16 protein-coding genes are annotated in these 13992 nt (G+C 29.5%); all 16 read left to right on the top strand.

Features of this window, described 5'->3' with window-relative positions; translation table 11 throughout:
- The first annotated feature begins 40 nt into the window (after window positions 1-40).
- The 16 genes from ACH36K_RS18255 to ACH36K_RS18180 all read left to right on the top strand — a co-directional run bounded on the left by ACH36K_RS18255 (window position 41) and on the right by ACH36K_RS18180 (window position 13973).
- Entirely contained in the window at window positions 41-628 is a 588-nt protein-coding gene (locus ACH36K_RS18255; RefSeq protein WP_411168996.1) for a hypothetical protein, read from the top strand.
- A gap of 20 nt (window positions 629-648) precedes the next feature.
- Complete coding sequence (locus tag ACH36K_RS18250) at window positions 649-1698, top strand: L-threonylcarbamoyladenylate synthase (RefSeq protein ID WP_411168995.1); 1050 nt, start codon at window positions 649-651, stop codon at window positions 1696-1698.
- Between the two features lie 77 nt (window positions 1699-1775).
- Window positions 1776-2225 carry a ribose 5-phosphate isomerase B gene (rpiB, locus tag ACH36K_RS18245; protein ID WP_411168994.1) on the top strand — a complete coding sequence of 150 codons (450 nt, stop codon included), beginning with the start codon at window positions 1776-1778 and terminating at the stop codon, window positions 2223-2225.
- Between the two features lie 31 nt (window positions 2226-2256).
- The gene (upp, locus tag ACH36K_RS18240; RefSeq protein WP_411168993.1) at window positions 2257-2886 is read left to right on the top strand and encodes a uracil phosphoribosyltransferase; all 630 of its coding nucleotides are present in this window, start codon (window positions 2257-2259) and stop codon (window positions 2884-2886) included.
- A gap of 490 nt (window positions 2887-3376) precedes the next feature.
- Window positions 3377-4528, top strand: coding sequence for a non-hydrolyzing UDP-N-acetylglucosamine 2-epimerase (gene wecB / locus ACH36K_RS18235; RefSeq protein WP_411168992.1), 1152 nt, complete (start codon window positions 3377-3379; stop codon window positions 4526-4528).
- Window positions 4529-4636: 108 nt separating this feature from the next.
- Window positions 4637-5818, top strand: coding sequence for an acetyl-CoA C-acetyltransferase (locus ACH36K_RS18230; RefSeq protein WP_411168991.1), 1182 nt, complete (start codon window positions 4637-4639; stop codon window positions 5816-5818).
- 636 nt (window positions 5819-6454) lie between these two features.
- The gene (locus ACH36K_RS18225) at window positions 6455-6817 is read left to right on the top strand and encodes an ATP synthase subunit I (RefSeq protein ID WP_411168990.1); all 363 of its coding nucleotides are present in this window, start codon (window positions 6455-6457) and stop codon (window positions 6815-6817) included.
- Window positions 6818-7516 carry a F0F1 ATP synthase subunit A gene (locus ACH36K_RS18220; RefSeq protein WP_322412599.1) on the top strand — a complete coding sequence of 233 codons (699 nt, stop codon included), beginning with the start codon at window positions 6818-6820 and terminating at the stop codon, window positions 7514-7516.
- A 75-nt stretch (window positions 7517-7591) separates the two neighbouring features.
- A complete protein-coding gene (gene atpE / locus ACH36K_RS18215) occupies window positions 7592-7822 on the top strand; it encodes an ATP synthase F0 subunit C (protein WP_008676605.1) in 231 nt (76 codons plus the stop codon).
- Between the two features lie 39 nt (window positions 7823-7861).
- Entirely contained in the window at window positions 7862-8344 is a 483-nt protein-coding gene (locus ACH36K_RS18210; protein ID WP_411170729.1) for a F0F1 ATP synthase subunit B, read from the top strand.
- Complete coding sequence (locus ACH36K_RS18205; protein ID WP_411168989.1) at window positions 8344-8883, top strand: F0F1 ATP synthase subunit delta; 540 nt, start codon at window positions 8344-8346, stop codon at window positions 8881-8883. The genes ACH36K_RS18210 and ACH36K_RS18205 overlap by 1 nt, the downstream gene beginning before the upstream one ends.
- Before the next feature lie 10 nt (window positions 8884-8893).
- Window positions 8894-10408, top strand: a complete 1515-nt coding sequence (atpA, locus tag ACH36K_RS18200; RefSeq protein ID WP_411168988.1) for a F0F1 ATP synthase subunit alpha — start codon at window positions 8894-8896, stop codon at window positions 10406-10408.
- A 36-nt stretch (window positions 10409-10444) separates the two neighbouring features.
- Window positions 10445-11296 carry an ATP synthase F1 subunit gamma gene (gene atpG / locus ACH36K_RS18195; RefSeq protein WP_411168987.1) on the top strand — a complete coding sequence of 284 codons (852 nt, stop codon included), beginning with the start codon at window positions 10445-10447 and terminating at the stop codon, window positions 11294-11296.
- Between the two features lie 15 nt (window positions 11297-11311).
- Complete coding sequence (gene atpD / locus ACH36K_RS18190) at window positions 11312-12703, top strand: F0F1 ATP synthase subunit beta (protein WP_411168986.1); 1392 nt, start codon at window positions 11312-11314, stop codon at window positions 12701-12703.
- 11 nt (window positions 12704-12714) lie between these two features.
- Window positions 12715-13119: an ATP synthase delta/epsilon chain alpha-helix domain-containing protein gene (locus ACH36K_RS18185; RefSeq protein WP_411168985.1), complete on the top strand. Its 405-nt coding sequence runs from the start codon at window positions 12715-12717 to the stop codon at window positions 13117-13119.
- Window positions 13120-13325: 206 nt separating this feature from the next.
- Complete coding sequence (locus tag ACH36K_RS18180) at window positions 13326-13973, top strand: hypothetical protein (RefSeq protein ID WP_411168984.1); 648 nt, start codon at window positions 13326-13328, stop codon at window positions 13971-13973.
- The last annotated feature ends 19 nt before the right edge of the window (window positions 13974-13992 follow it).

The following is a 13992-nucleotide window of genomic DNA, read 5'->3' as shown; positions in this document are numbered from 1 at the left end:
TGCATTTAATTATGTAGGGCTTTTAAAGTAGGTGGGAAGAATGAAAATAAACAAAGCATTAAAAAAAGAAAAGAACCATAAAAAGCAATTCTTTATATTAATGTTAATATTATTTACAATACTTCCTTTAGTAGCTTTCTTATCACAAATTAATGGTATATTTTTATGGATATATTTAGCTATAATAGAATGTTTAATAATAATAGCTTGTATAACAAAGCTAAATTATCATAGGCTAAAATTTACTTGTAACAACAATAAGCTTAAGTTTAAAAGTGGATTGTTTTTTAAAGAGTCAGTAATTATATGTGATAAAGTGGCAGTGGTACATACAGATAGAACTAAGGAAGATATGGATATAATACTAATAACTACTGTTAAGTTTAGAAATAAATATTTAAAAAAAATAACAAAAGGATTTATTAAAAGGTATCCAGAAGCTGCAGAAGAATATTTAAAGGCTAAAAAAATAAATCCAGAAGAAACATACTATTTCCAAGTTATAAAAAGAGGTGCTCTTAAAAAGTATAATTTATTAGATGAAATATATAAAAATTGTGTTAGGGCATCCTACACATCTTCAGCTATAGAAAATATAAAGATAGCTAGAGAGCAAATAGAAATATAAAAAGAAAGAAGGTAAGACTTTTGGAAACAAAGGTAGCTATTATAAAAGATATTAATGATGATATTAAATACATAGAAGAAGCAGCTAAAATTATAAAGGATGGAGGAATTGTTGCATTTCCAACAGAAACTGTATATGGATTAGGAGCTAATGCGTTAAATGTTAAAGCTGTAGAAAAAATATTTAATGCGAAAGGAAGACCGCAAGATAATCCTTTAATAGTTCATGTTTCATCAAAGGATATAAATAATTTGGTAAAGAATGTACCAGAAGTAGCACAAAAGCTTATAAATAAATTTTGGCCAGGGCCATTAACAATAATATTAAATAAAAAAGAAATAATTCCTAGTAGAACTAGTGCTAATCTGGATACAATAGGTATTAGAATGCCTGATAATGATATCGCATTAAAGCTTATAGAGTTATCAGGATGCCCGATTGCAGGTCCTTCAGCTAATATTTCAGGAAGACCAAGTCCGACAGAAGTTGAAAGATGTATTGAGGATTTAAATGGAAGAGTTGACTATATTGTTGGAGGAAAAAGAAGCAATGTTGGAGTGGAATCTACTATAGTTGATTGTACAGTTAATCCACCAGTAGTATTGAGACCTGGTGGGATAACATTAGAAATGTTAAAGGAAGTTAATAAATATATAGATATTGATGAAGCTATAAAAGGAAAACCAAATGAAAATTTAAAGCCCAAAGCTCCTGGAATGAAGTACAGACATTATGCACCAAAAGCAAAATTAAAAATAATAAAGGGAAATAAAGAAAAAACTATTGAAAAAATTAATGAAATGGTACAAAATTATATAGATAATCAAAAAGAGGTTGTAATATTATCAACTGATGAAATATATAATAATTTTAATGGTTGTAAAGTAATTTCTTTAGGAAGTGAAAAAAATCTATACGAAGTAGCAAGGAATCTTTTTGAATCACTTAGAACTTGTGATGATTTAAATGTTGATGTTATTTTATGTCAGGCTTTTGATGAAAAAGGTGTAGGGCTAGCTATAATGAATAGATTAAATAAGGCATCAGGTTTTGATATAGTAGAAGTATAATTAGGGAGGGAAGGGGGAGACCTTTTCCTTTTTATTATATAAAATTTACCATTATAATGGTTAGGAGGTACATTCTTATGAAGATAGCATTAGGCTCAGATCATGGTGGAGTTGAATTAAAGGAAGAAATAAAAAAATATTTAACTCAAGAAGGATATGAAATAAGGGATTTTGGAACTAGTTCCAATGAATCATGTGATTATCCAGATTATGCTATACCAGTAGCAGAAGCAGTAGTAGCAAAAGAATTTGATTTTGGAATTTTAGTATGTGGAACAGGAATAGGAATAGGAATTGCAGCAAATAAGATTCCAGGTGTAAGAGCAGCTTTATGTAGTGATACGTTTAGTGCACATGCCACAAGAGAACATAATGATGCAAATATATTAACTATTGGACAAAGAATTGTTGGGCCTGGATTAGCTTTAGACATAGTAAAAACATTTTTAAATACTAAATTTGAAGGTGGAAGACATCAAAATAGAATTAATAAAATAACAGAGTTAGAAAAAAGATATAATAAATAATATAATTGTTAATGCAATAGGAGGAATATAAATGAGTAAAGTAACACAAATAGATCATCCATTAATATTACATAAGTTGGCTTTTATAAGAAGTAAGGAAACTGGTTCAAAGGATTTTAGAGAACTAGTAGAAGAAGTTTCAATGCTTATGGCTTACGAAGTAACAAGGGATTTAAGTACAGAGGAAGTAGAAATAGAAACTCCAATTTGTAAAACAAAGTGTAAGATGTTAGCAGGTAAAAAAATGGCTATAGTTCCTATCTTAAGAGCAGGCCTTGGAATGGTAGATGGTATGCTAAAGCTTATACCAGCAGCAAAGGTTGGTCATGTAGGATTATATAGAGATGAAGAAACTCTTCAACCAGTAGAATACTTCTGTAAGTTACCTCAAGATATAGCAGAAAGAGATGTAATAGTAGTAGATCCAATGTTAGCTACAGGTGGATCAGCAGCAGATGCTATAACTATGCTAAAGAAGAGAGGAGCTAAGAATTTAAGACTTATGTGCTTAATAAGCTCTCCAGAAGGTATAGAGTTTGTTCAAAAAGCTCATCCTGATGTAGATATATATGTTGCTGGAATAGATGAAAAATTAAATGAACATGGATATATAGTTCCTGGGCTTGGAGATGCAGGCGATAGATTATTTGGAACTAAATAATTAAATTAATATAAATAAGGAGTAGCTTTTTATAAGTTGCTCCTTATTTAATGTCGAGGAAAGTATAAAAATTTAAAGTTTTGAAAATGTGATTATATAAGGCTTTTAGTAATTCAATGTAAAAAAGTAGAGTTGTTTTATACTTTCCTAACCTTCAGTTTGTAAGTGACATATGTAAGTTTGCGTTGACTTGGAGCGGAGCGAAGGAATAAGTAAACTTACATATGGCTACTTTTTTATTATTGAGCATAAAAAAGATATCTCAAATATATTTAAAAAAGTTAGATTAATAGAGTTTAAATGTAGAAAAATTAAGGCTTAAGATAGAGCAATATTTGTTTATTTGCTAGTAAGAGTGTATAATTATATAAGCATTGAATTTACGAAAATATGTAATAATTAAACTAGAATAAAGCTTATAAAAAATAGAAATAGTAAATATTAATAATGGAAATAATTTAATTTATATATAAATCAGGAGGAATCTAGAATGAATAAGAAAAAAGTTATAACTATATTTGGAACCAGACCAGAAGCTATAAAGATGGCTCCTTTAGTAAAAGAACTAGAAAAAAGGGAAGGAATAGATTCAAAGGTTTGTGTAACAGCACAACATAGAGAAATGTTAGATCAAGTATTAGATTATTTTGATATAAAACCAGATTTTGATTTGAACATAATGAAGAGCAAGCAAACTTTAACTGGAATAACTAATAGGGTTCTAGAAGGATTAGAAGAAATATTTTTAGAAGAAAAGCCTGATATGATACTTGTTCATGGGGATACGACTACTACATTTTCAGGAGCACTTGCAGCCTTCTATCAACAAATTAAAGTTGGGCATGTTGAAGCAGGTCTCAGAACCTTTGATAAATATTTTCCATTCCCTGAAGAAATGAATAGAAAACTTACGGGAGCATTAGCAGATTTACATTTTGCACCAACAAAAGGTTCTAAAGCAAATCTTTTAAGAGAAGGTGTTAATGAGAGAGATATCTACATAACTGGTAACACTGTTATTGATGCTATGCTTCACACAGTAAAGGAAGAATATATATTTGAAAATGATATACTAAACACGATAGATTTTGAAAATAAAAAAGTTATAATGATTACTGCTCATAGAAGAGAAAATTGGGGGCAAGGAATAGAAAATATATGTGATGCATTAAGTAAGATAGTAGAAGAAAATAAGGATGTAGAGCTAGTATATTTAGTGCATTTAAATCCAGTTGTTAAGGATGTTGTAAACAGAAAATTAGGAGACAAGGAAAGAGTTCATTTATTATCACCATTAGATACTAAAGAAACTCATAATTTAATGAATAAGTGCTTTATGGTAATGACCGATTCAGGTGGACTACAAGAGGAAGCACCACACCTAGGAAAACCAGTATTAGTTCTTAGAGATGTAACAGAAAGGCCAGAAGCAGTTGAATATGGAACTGTAAAATTAGTAGGTACTGATATTGAAAAGATAATAACTGAAGCTAATAATTTAATAAATAACAAAGATGAATATACTAAAATGAGTAAGGCGGCTAATCCTTATGGAGATGGTTTAGCATCAAAGAGAATTGCAAATATAATTGAAAATTATTTTAACATAAGAACGTTAGAAATAGAGGAATTTTTAAGATAGATTTTGAAAATTATGGTTGAATAAAAGGGATAAAGTGATATAATTAAATTGTGTTAATTGTTTAACAAATTAGATGATTCTGACTATTATATGGAGGAGATGTGGATTATGAGAGAAGTTATAATTGCAAGTGCAGTAAGAACTGCTATTGGTTCATTTGGAGGAGCATTAAAAGACGTATCAGCAGCAGAATTAGGAGCAGTAGTAATAAAGGAAGCTGTAGCTAAAGCAGGTATAAAGGGTGAATTAGTAGAAGAAGTTGTAATGGGTAATGTTATTCAAGCAGGACTTGGACAAAATGTTGCAAGACAAGCAGCTATAAAAGCTGGATTACCAGTAGAAGTACCTGCTATGACAATAAATAAAGTTTGCGGATCAGGTTTAAGAACGGTTGCATTAGCAGCTCAAATGATAAAAGCAGGAGACGCAGACATAGTTGTAGCTGGTGGTATGGAAAATATGTCTCAAGCACCTTATCTATTAAAAACATCTAGATGGGGCCAAAGAATGGGCGATGGAAAAATGGTTGATTCTATGATAAATGATGCCTTATGGGATGCATTTAACAATTATCACATGGGAGTAACTGCAGAAAACATATCTAAAGAATGGAATTTAACAAGAGAAGAACAAGATGAATTTGCACTTAACTCACAATTAAAGGCTGAAGTTGCTATTAAGGCAGGTAAATTTAAAGATGAAATAGTACCAGTTGTTATACGACAAAGAAAGGGAGAGCCAAAGGTAGTTGATACTGATGAATATCCAAGATTTGGTGCTACAATTGAAGGAATGGCTAAGTTAAGGCCTGCATTTATAAAAGATGGCACAGTAACTGCAGCTAATGCATCTGGTATAAATGATGGAGCAGCAGCTTTCGTAGTTATGAGTGCTGAAAAAGCAGAAGAATTAGGTATTACACCATTAGCAAAAATAGTTTCCTATGGACAAAAAGGATTAGATCCTTCAATTATGGGATATGGACCTTTCCATGCAACAAAAAAAGCTTTAGAAGTAGCAAATTTAAAAATTGAAGATTTAGATTTAATAGAAGCCAATGAAGCTTTTGCAGCTCAAAGTTTGGCAGTTGCAAAAGATTTAAATTTTGATATGAGTAAAGTTAATGTAAATGGAGGAGCCATAGCATTAGGCCATCCAGTTGGAGCATCAGGTGCAAGAATATTGGTTACATTACTTCATGAAATGCAAAAGAGAGATGCTAGAAAAGGTTTGGCAACTTTATGCATAGGTGGAGGAATGGGAACAGCTCTTATAGTTGAAAGAAAATAACTTTATATATAAAAGCTCTCGATATAAAATCGAGAGTTTTTATTTTGATATGAATTATAAAGATATTAATAGATAATAATAATAAATGAGAAAATATAATATTTACAATATAAAAGTGATATGTAGAACTGTATAAAATTTAAAGTAATATCTATAATAAGATTATTAAAACCTATATAACTGTTATATATATATAAAATATAAATACATACAAAAATATTTAGGAAAAATTATAAAGAAAAAAACTAAAAAATGAATAATCGAATAAATATTTATTCATCCTTTAAAATAGGCACTAATAAATTATTACAGTATAAATGAATAAAAATTCATATAAACAAACAAAAATTGAAAAAAATGTAAATTTAATTTGAAAAAACTATTATGAAAATGATAACAACGGTAAAAATCTATATTTATAATATTCTGAATATTCTTTAAAATGAATAATAATTCTTTGATATTACTACACTAGAAGAAAATAGATGTAAAAATGAAGTTTGTTAAGTAAATAGAACTTAAATACTTAAAATCGTTAAATATAGATGTTAAATGTATTATATGAATAAATATAAGATTTTCATTAATGTTTTTAGAGTAATATAATAACAAGAGTTAGTTGGGAGTGAGGATAAAATGAGTAGAGAAATGAATAAGTTAATTTCTAATATGATAAAATATGATTTAATAGCAGGATTCATTTTTGTACTTATATTATCCTTTCTAATAGACTTAAAAGTGGCTTGTGTATTTTTATTAGGATTAATAGTATCATTAACAAATTCTATAGTTAGTGGATTAATCTTAGAATATTCTTTAAATAATGGTAAAAGTATATTTTTAATTCTTGGATATATTATAAGAATATTTACTATCATTGTTATAGCATTGCCATTTTTAAATAACTTAATACAACTTATATCATATCTTACAGGATATTTATCACATTTTGTTTTGATAGTATTCTATTGGATAAAAACAGGGAAAGGAAGTGATTAAGTGGAACCACTAGAACCAATATGGTCTTATGTTGCTGGGCCAATTAAGATTGAAATAGTTCCAGAGGTGGTAATGCAGTGGATAACCATTGTGTTAATAGCTATTATTGCTATATGGTCAACAAGAAATATGAAGCTCAGACCTAATAAAAAGCAAGCAATAGTAGAATCTATATATACTATGTTAAAAAATGTAGTAACGGCTAATATGGGAGAAGAGTTTTTAGACATTATTCCTTTTATAGGAAGTTTAGCGGTATTTTTATTGTTTATGAATTTTACTGGATTAATAGGACTTCCTGTACCAACAAAGAACTTTACTGTAACAGTGGCATTAGCCTTAATAACTTTTTATATGGTACAATTTTATACTATACGAAAATACGGTTTGAAAAGTTATTTCGGAGGGTATACATTCCCTCTTGCTATAATTACACCAATAAATATATTAGAGAGAATAATGCTTCCAGTATCATTGGCACTGAGACTATTTGGTAATATACTAGCAGCTACATTCTTAGTAGAATTGTGTTATGAAGCATTGCATCACATAGGATTTATAGCACAGATAGGAGTTCCTGTACCATTACATGCATATTTTGATATTTTTGACGGTGGTATTCAAACAGTAATATTTGTAATGTTAACGATGATAAATATTAAAATGATAGCAGAACATTCAGGACATACAGAACATTAATTTTTAGTTAAGTATTATATTAATTTATTAATTATATAATTATTATATTGTTTTATATTAAAGGAGGATTTTATTATGGAAATATCAATGAGAGCATTAGGAGCAGCTATAGCTGTATTAGTAGGTATAGGAGCTGCAATTGGAATAGGAAATGCAACAGCTAAGGCTGTAGAAGGAATATCAAGACAACCAGAAGCTAGTGGTAAGATAACTACTGCATTAATGCTTGGATCAGCTTTTGCAGAAGCAACTGCGATTTATGGCTTATTAGTATCAATCCTTTTAATATTCGTTGGAGTAAAATAGTGTCTTATGGCTCCAGAAGGGAGGTAGTTATATATGTTAATGGAAATAAATCCTAGCACCCTTATAGCCACTATAATTAACTTTATTATTCTTTTTGCAATTTTAAAATATTTCTTTTTTGCTAAGGTTGAGGCTATTGTTAGTGAAAGGGAAAATCTGATTAATGACCAACTAGATAATGCAGAAGAAGAATCAGAAAAAGCAAGAATGCTAGCAATAGAAAATGAAAGAGTATTAAAAAATGCTAGAGAAGAAGGTAAAAAAGTTACTGAAAGATATAAACAAAAAGCAGAAAAAATATATGAAGAAATAGTTGAAGAGGCTAATCAAGAAGCTAAGGTTATTTTAGAGAGGGCAAAAGTAGAAATCAATAGAGAAAAGGAAAAAGTAGAATATCAATTAAAGAAAGAGGCTATAGATTTAGCTATTGAACTTTCTAAAAAGGTTATAGAGAAAAATATAGATGAAGAAAAGAATAGAGAGTTAATTGGAGAATTTATAACCAAGGTAGGTAATTCATAATGTATGAATATTTAGACCGTAGATATGCATTAGCTCTTTACGAAGTAGCAGAAGAAAAAGGAAAAGTTCAACAGTATCTTCAAGATTTAAGAGAAATTTGTAACCTTATAGAAACAAATAAAGAATTCTACGAAGTAATTAAACACCCTCAAATTAGTACAAAAAAGAAAAAAAGGACTTTTATAAATATATTTAAAGGTCATATAGATGAGGAATTATTATCATTTTTATTAATTCTTATAGAAAAAGATAGAATACTTTATTTAAAAGAAAAGTTAAAGGAAATGGAAAAAATAGATTTAGAGAGAAAAAACACTCTAAATGGAATAGTAAAGACTACAGTTCCTTTAAATGAAGAAGAGTTCAGTAATTTAAAGTCTAAATTAGAAGAAAAGTATAATAAGAATATTATACTTGAACAGATTATTGATGAAAGCATTCTTGGAGGAATATACGTAAGAGTTAATAATGATGTTATAGATGGAACAGTTAAATCTAAATTAGATGAGCTAAGAGATTTGATGCTTAGAACAGAATAGAGGTGAAGGTATGAATATTAAGCCTGAAGAAATAACTTCCATAATCAAAAAGGAAATAGAGAGATATGAAAAAGAAATAAAAACTGTAGACTCGGGTACTATAATTCAAATTGGTGATGGTATAGCAAGAGTTTACGGGTTAGATGATTGTATGGAAGGTGAATTATTGGAATTCCCTAACAATGTTTATGGAATGGCTTTAAACTTAGAGCAAGATAACGTAGGTTGTGTTCTTTTAGGATCAGAAGAAGGAATAAGAGAAGGCGATATCGTTAAAAGAACTAATAAAATTGTTGAAGTACCAGTAGGTGAAGCTTTATTAGGAAGAGTAGTTAACTCATTAGGAGATCCTATAGATGGAAAAGGTCCTATAAATAATTCTGGTTATAGATCGATAGAAGTACCAGCTCCTAGTATTATAGACAGAAGCTCTGTTAATGAGCCTTTACAAACAGGTATAAAAGCAATAGATTCTATGATACCGATAGGAAAAGGCCAAAGAGAGCTTATAATTGGAGATAGACAAACAGGTAAAACAGCTATAGCTTTAGATACAATATTAAATCAAAAAGGTAAAGATGTAATTTGTATTTATGTTGCTATTGGACAAAAACAATCAACTGTTGCAAATATAGTTAATACTTTAGAAGAGTTTGGTGCATTAGATTATTCTATAGTAGTAAGTGGTACAGCTTCAGAATCAGCACCATTACAATATTTAGCTCCATATGCAGGATGTAGTATGGGTGAATATTTTATGCATCAAGGAAAAGATGTACTTATAATTTATGATGACCTTTCTAAGCATGCAGTAGCTTATAGAACAATGTCATTATTACTTAGAAGACCACCAGGTAGAGAAGCATATCCAGGAGATGTTTTCTATATTCACTCAAGATTACTAGAAAGAGCAGCTAAGCTTTCAAAAGAGAATGGTGGAGGATCTTTAACAGCTCTTCCGATAATTGAAACCTTAGCAGGTGATGTAACAGCATATATACCAACTAACGTTATCTCAATAACAGATGGTCAAATATTCCTAGAAGCAGATTTATTCCACTCTGGACAAAGACCAGCAGTAAATGCAGGTATATCAGTATCAAGAGTTGGGGGAAATGCTCAAATTAAAGCTATGAAACAAGTATCTGGTACTTTAAGATTAGAGCTTGCACAATATAGAGAGCTTGAGTCATTTGCTCAGTTTGGATCTGACTTAGATAAAGATTCTAAGAAGAGATTAGAAAAGGGCAAGAGATTAGTAGAGATATTAAAGCAAGATCAATATTCACCTATGGCAGTTGAAAAACAAATAGTAATTTTATATGCAATAGTGAAAGACTTTTTATCAGATGTCAAAGTTAGTGATGTTAGAAAGTTTGAGAGAGAGCTTTTAGAATATATGGATACTCATAATAGAGAATTATTAAAGAAAATAGTTGAAGTTAAGTCTTTAACTGATGAAATAAATGTAGAATTAGAAAAATCTATATTAGAGTTTAAGAAAATATTCTTACAAGATGCATAGCTTAAATAGCTATGCACTTCTTTAGGAGGTGGAAATTTGGGATCAGCAGGACTTATAGAAATAAAAAGAAGAATAAAGTCGGTTGAAAGTACAAGAAAGATAACAAAAGCTATGAATCTTGTAGCCACTTCTAAACTTAGAAAAACAAGGAAAGAACTTAATGATAATGAACAATACTATAGTTTATGTCAAGAAATATTAGATAATCTAATGGCTGTTTTACCACAAGATTATGAAAGTCCTTTCTTTAAAGAAGATTCTAAGAATTTAGATAAACTATATATTGTTATAGCTTCAGATACAGGTCTTTGTGGAGGCTTTAATGGTAATATAGCTAATATAATGAATGAAATGATTAAAGATAAAGGGTCATCAAAGGTAGTTGTGGCAGGAAGTAAGGGAATTTCTTATATGAAAAAATACGGATTTGATACTGTAAGAGAATATGTAGAAATTCCAGATATCCCTACTATAAAAGAAGTAAGGGCTATATACGAAGATTCTTTATATATGTTTAAAAGGGGAGAAATTGGAGAAGTTAATATAGTTTTTACAGAATTCATATCCCCAATAAAGCAAGAGGTTAGAATAGAGAAATTATTTCCTTTGGAAATAGAAAGTAAAGAGTCACAACAATTTTTAATTGAGCCTAGTTTAGAAGAGGTTTTAAATTCAAGTTTAGATGCATATTTTAAAAGCAAATTAAGAAGAGCTATGTTGCATTCAAAAGTTAGTGAGCAAAGTGCTAGAATGACTGCTATGGATGGAGCAACACGAAATGCTAATGATATATTACAATCTTTAAATCTTAAGTATAACAGAATAAGACAAGGAATGATAACACAAGAGATATCTGAGATTGTAGGAGGAGCAGAAGCTCAAAAATAGTAAGGAGGTATTGCTATGCCTGAAAAAGTAGGAAAAGTAGTTCAGGTAATTGGACCTGTAGTAGATATAAAATTTAATTCAGATGATTTACCTAATATCTATAACGAAATAAGAATAGATATGGAAGAAAAGTTATTAGTAGTTGAAGTTGAACAACATATGGGAGATGACATTGTTAGAACTATAGCTATGGAATCTACTGATGGATTAAAAAGAGGTATGAAAGCTGTTGACATGGGAAGATGTATATCTGTTCCCGTAGGTAGGGAAGTTTTAGGAAGAGTATTTAATGTTCTTGGTCATCCTATAGACAATGCTGGTAATGTAGAAATTAAAGAGATGTATCCAATTCATAGACCAGCGCCTAGCTTTAAAGAACAAGCATTAGAACCACAAATGTTTGAAACTGGAATTAAAGTTATAGACTTATTAGCTCCATATCAAAAGGGTGGTAAAATAGGTTTATTTGGAGGAGCTGGAGTAGGTAAAACAGTTCTAATACAAGAGCTTATTAATAATATAGCTAAAGAACATGGAGGTCTTTCTGTATTTACAGGGGTTGGAGAAAGATCAAGAGAAGGTAACGACTTATATTATGAAATGAAAGAATCAGGAGTTATCGATAAGACAGCTCTAGTATTTGGTCAAATGAATGAGTCACCAGGAGCTAGAATGAGAGTATCATTAACAGGTCTAACTATGGCTGAATATTTTAGAGATCAAGGTCAAGATGTTCTTTTATTTATAGATAACATATTTAGATTTACTCAAGCAGGATCAGAAGTTTCTGCTTTATTAGGAAGAATTCCTTCAGCTGTTGGATATCAACCAACTCTTGCAACTGAAATGGGAGCACTTCAAGAAAGAATAACATCAACTAAGAATGGATCAATAACATCTGTTCAAGCAGTATATGTACCTGCAGATGACCTTACAGACCCAGCTCCAGCTACAACATTTAGTCACCTTGATGCAACAACAGTTTTATCAAGAAGTATAGCAGAGCTTGGAATATATCCAGCAGTTGATCCATTGGAGTCTAATTCAAGAATATTAGATCCAAGAATAGTAGGAAGAGAGCACTACGATATAGCTACAGAAGTTAAAAATATTTTAGAAAGATATAAAGAGTTACAAGATATAATTGCAATCTTAGGTGTAGATGAATTATCAGATGAAGATAAAAAAGTAGTTGCAAGAGCAAGAAGAATTCAAAGATTTTTATCTCAACCATTTACAGTTGCGGAGCAATTTACAGGAATGCAAGGTAGATACGTTCCAGTAAAAGAAACAGTAAGAGGATTTAAAGAGATTTTAGAGGGCAAGTATGACGATCTTCCAGAATCAGCATTTTTATTTGTTGGATCTATAGAAGAAGCTATAGAAAAAGCTAAGACCTTAAGATAGGGGATGATGTTATGAGTAAAACTTTTAGTGTAACTATAATAGCCCCTGGAAGAGAAGCTTTAGTAATGGAAGCAGAAAGATTGACTACTTTAACTAAAGATGGTGAAATTGAATTTAGAGCAAATCATACTCCAATAATAGTAAGTACTATTCCAACTACAACATTAGTAGTTAATGGAGGTAATAAGCAAGAAATGTTTACATCATCAGGAATAATTTATATAAAAAATAATGAATTAAAGTTCTGTTGTGATGCCGTAGAGATGCCTTCAGATATTGACATTGATAGAGCACAAGAATCAAAGGTCAGAGCGGAAAGAAGATTAAAAGAAGGTAAGGATATAGACGTTGAAAGAGCTAAAAGATCATTAGCAAGAGCAAATGCAAGAATTGGTACCTTAGATACGAATAATTAACTTTAAGATTAAAAATAGAGTAATAAAAGAATTATGAAATTCTTTTATTACTCTATTTTTCATTTTGCTAAAATACTATAAGTGTAAATAGTGACAATTAATCACAAAATTCAACCTAATCTATATATTATATTATAGCTATAGATTTTGAATAAAAAAGAATAAATTGGACAATACTTAAAAAAGAAAGGTATGGGGGGGAATTTATGAAAAAAGTCATAAAAGTTATATCTTCTTTAATCTTCTCTTTGTTAATTATTGGGGCATTTCCAATTAAATCTGAGTCCATTTCCAATAAATTTAATTTAATAGAAACTCAGTTAATGGATACAAATGACTTTGTTGAAAATGGCGTTAAGATCGAATATAGTGTAAATAAATCTATATATAAAGAGAAAATTCTAATTGAAGAGCAATTAAAAAAAGCCTTTGGAGAAAATGTAGATATAAATAATAATAGTATTATTTATAGAGATGACTCCAAAGAAATAAAAGTATTATTATGGAGTGATAATGAAAATACAAAAGTTCAAATCACTTATATAAATAATAATAAAAACACCAATACTCTTGAAATTAGAAAAAAATTAAAAAAAATCCAAAATATTTCGGCAAAAAATATAAAATATTTTGATTTTGTAAGGGTAAAAATAATAGAGGATCAAAAACAACATCTGTTGGAGGTACTAAGGAACAATATAAAACAGGATACTTTAGAAATATTAGATATTTATAATGGTTCTGTAGCAAAGGGAAGATTATATGATGGAAATAGAATCAGTATAGGTCATATTAAATATGATACAGGAGAATATCTAATTATAGGAACACCAGTGATATTCGTAACATACTAACAATTCATTATGGAGGATA

This window comes from Clostridium sp. MB05 (genome assembly GCF_046581255.1).
Taxonomy (GTDB): domain Bacteria; phylum Bacillota; class Clostridia; order Clostridiales; family Clostridiaceae; genus Clostridium.
This window is presented reverse-complemented; position numbering and strand designations above follow the sequence as displayed.

What these genes read in the sequence shown, in the direction of transcription:
- atpE (WP_008676605.1), top strand. Translation starts at nt 7,592, where the DNA reads ATGGAAATATCAATGAGAGCATTAGGAGCAGCTATAGCTGTATTAGTA.
- ACH36K_RS18185 (WP_411168985.1), top strand. Translation starts at nt 12,715, where the DNA reads ATGAGTAAAACTTTTAGTGTAACTATAATAGCCCCTGGAAGAGAAGCT.
- wecB (WP_411168992.1), top strand. Translation starts at nt 3,377, where the DNA reads ATGAATAAGAAAAAAGTTATAACTATATTTGGAACCAGACCAGAAGCT.
- ACH36K_RS18225 (WP_411168990.1), top strand. Translation starts at nt 6,455, where the DNA reads ATGAGTAGAGAAATGAATAAGTTAATTTCTAATATGATAAAATATGAT.
- upp (WP_411168993.1), top strand. Translation starts at nt 2,257, where the DNA reads ATGAGTAAAGTAACACAAATAGATCATCCATTAATATTACATAAGTTG.
- ACH36K_RS18180 (WP_411168984.1), top strand. Translation starts at nt 13,326, where the DNA reads ATGAAAAAAGTCATAAAAGTTATATCTTCTTTAATCTTCTCTTTGTTA.
- ACH36K_RS18230 (WP_411168991.1), top strand. Translation starts at nt 4,637, where the DNA reads ATGAGAGAAGTTATAATTGCAAGTGCAGTAAGAACTGCTATTGGTTCA.
- ACH36K_RS18210 (WP_411170729.1), top strand. Translation starts at nt 7,862, where the DNA reads ATGGAAATAAATCCTAGCACCCTTATAGCCACTATAATTAACTTTATT.
- ACH36K_RS18255 (WP_411168996.1), top strand. Translation starts at nt 41, where the DNA reads ATGAAAATAAACAAAGCATTAAAAAAAGAAAAGAACCATAAAAAGCAA.
- atpD (WP_411168986.1), top strand. Translation starts at nt 11,312, where the DNA reads ATGCCTGAAAAAGTAGGAAAAGTAGTTCAGGTAATTGGACCTGTAGTA.
- atpA (WP_411168988.1), top strand. Translation starts at nt 8,894, where the DNA reads ATGAATATTAAGCCTGAAGAAATAACTTCCATAATCAAAAAGGAAATA.
- rpiB (WP_411168994.1), top strand. Translation starts at nt 1,776, where the DNA reads ATGAAGATAGCATTAGGCTCAGATCATGGTGGAGTTGAATTAAAGGAA.
- ACH36K_RS18205 (WP_411168989.1), top strand. Translation starts at nt 8,344, where the DNA reads ATGTATGAATATTTAGACCGTAGATATGCATTAGCTCTTTACGAAGTA.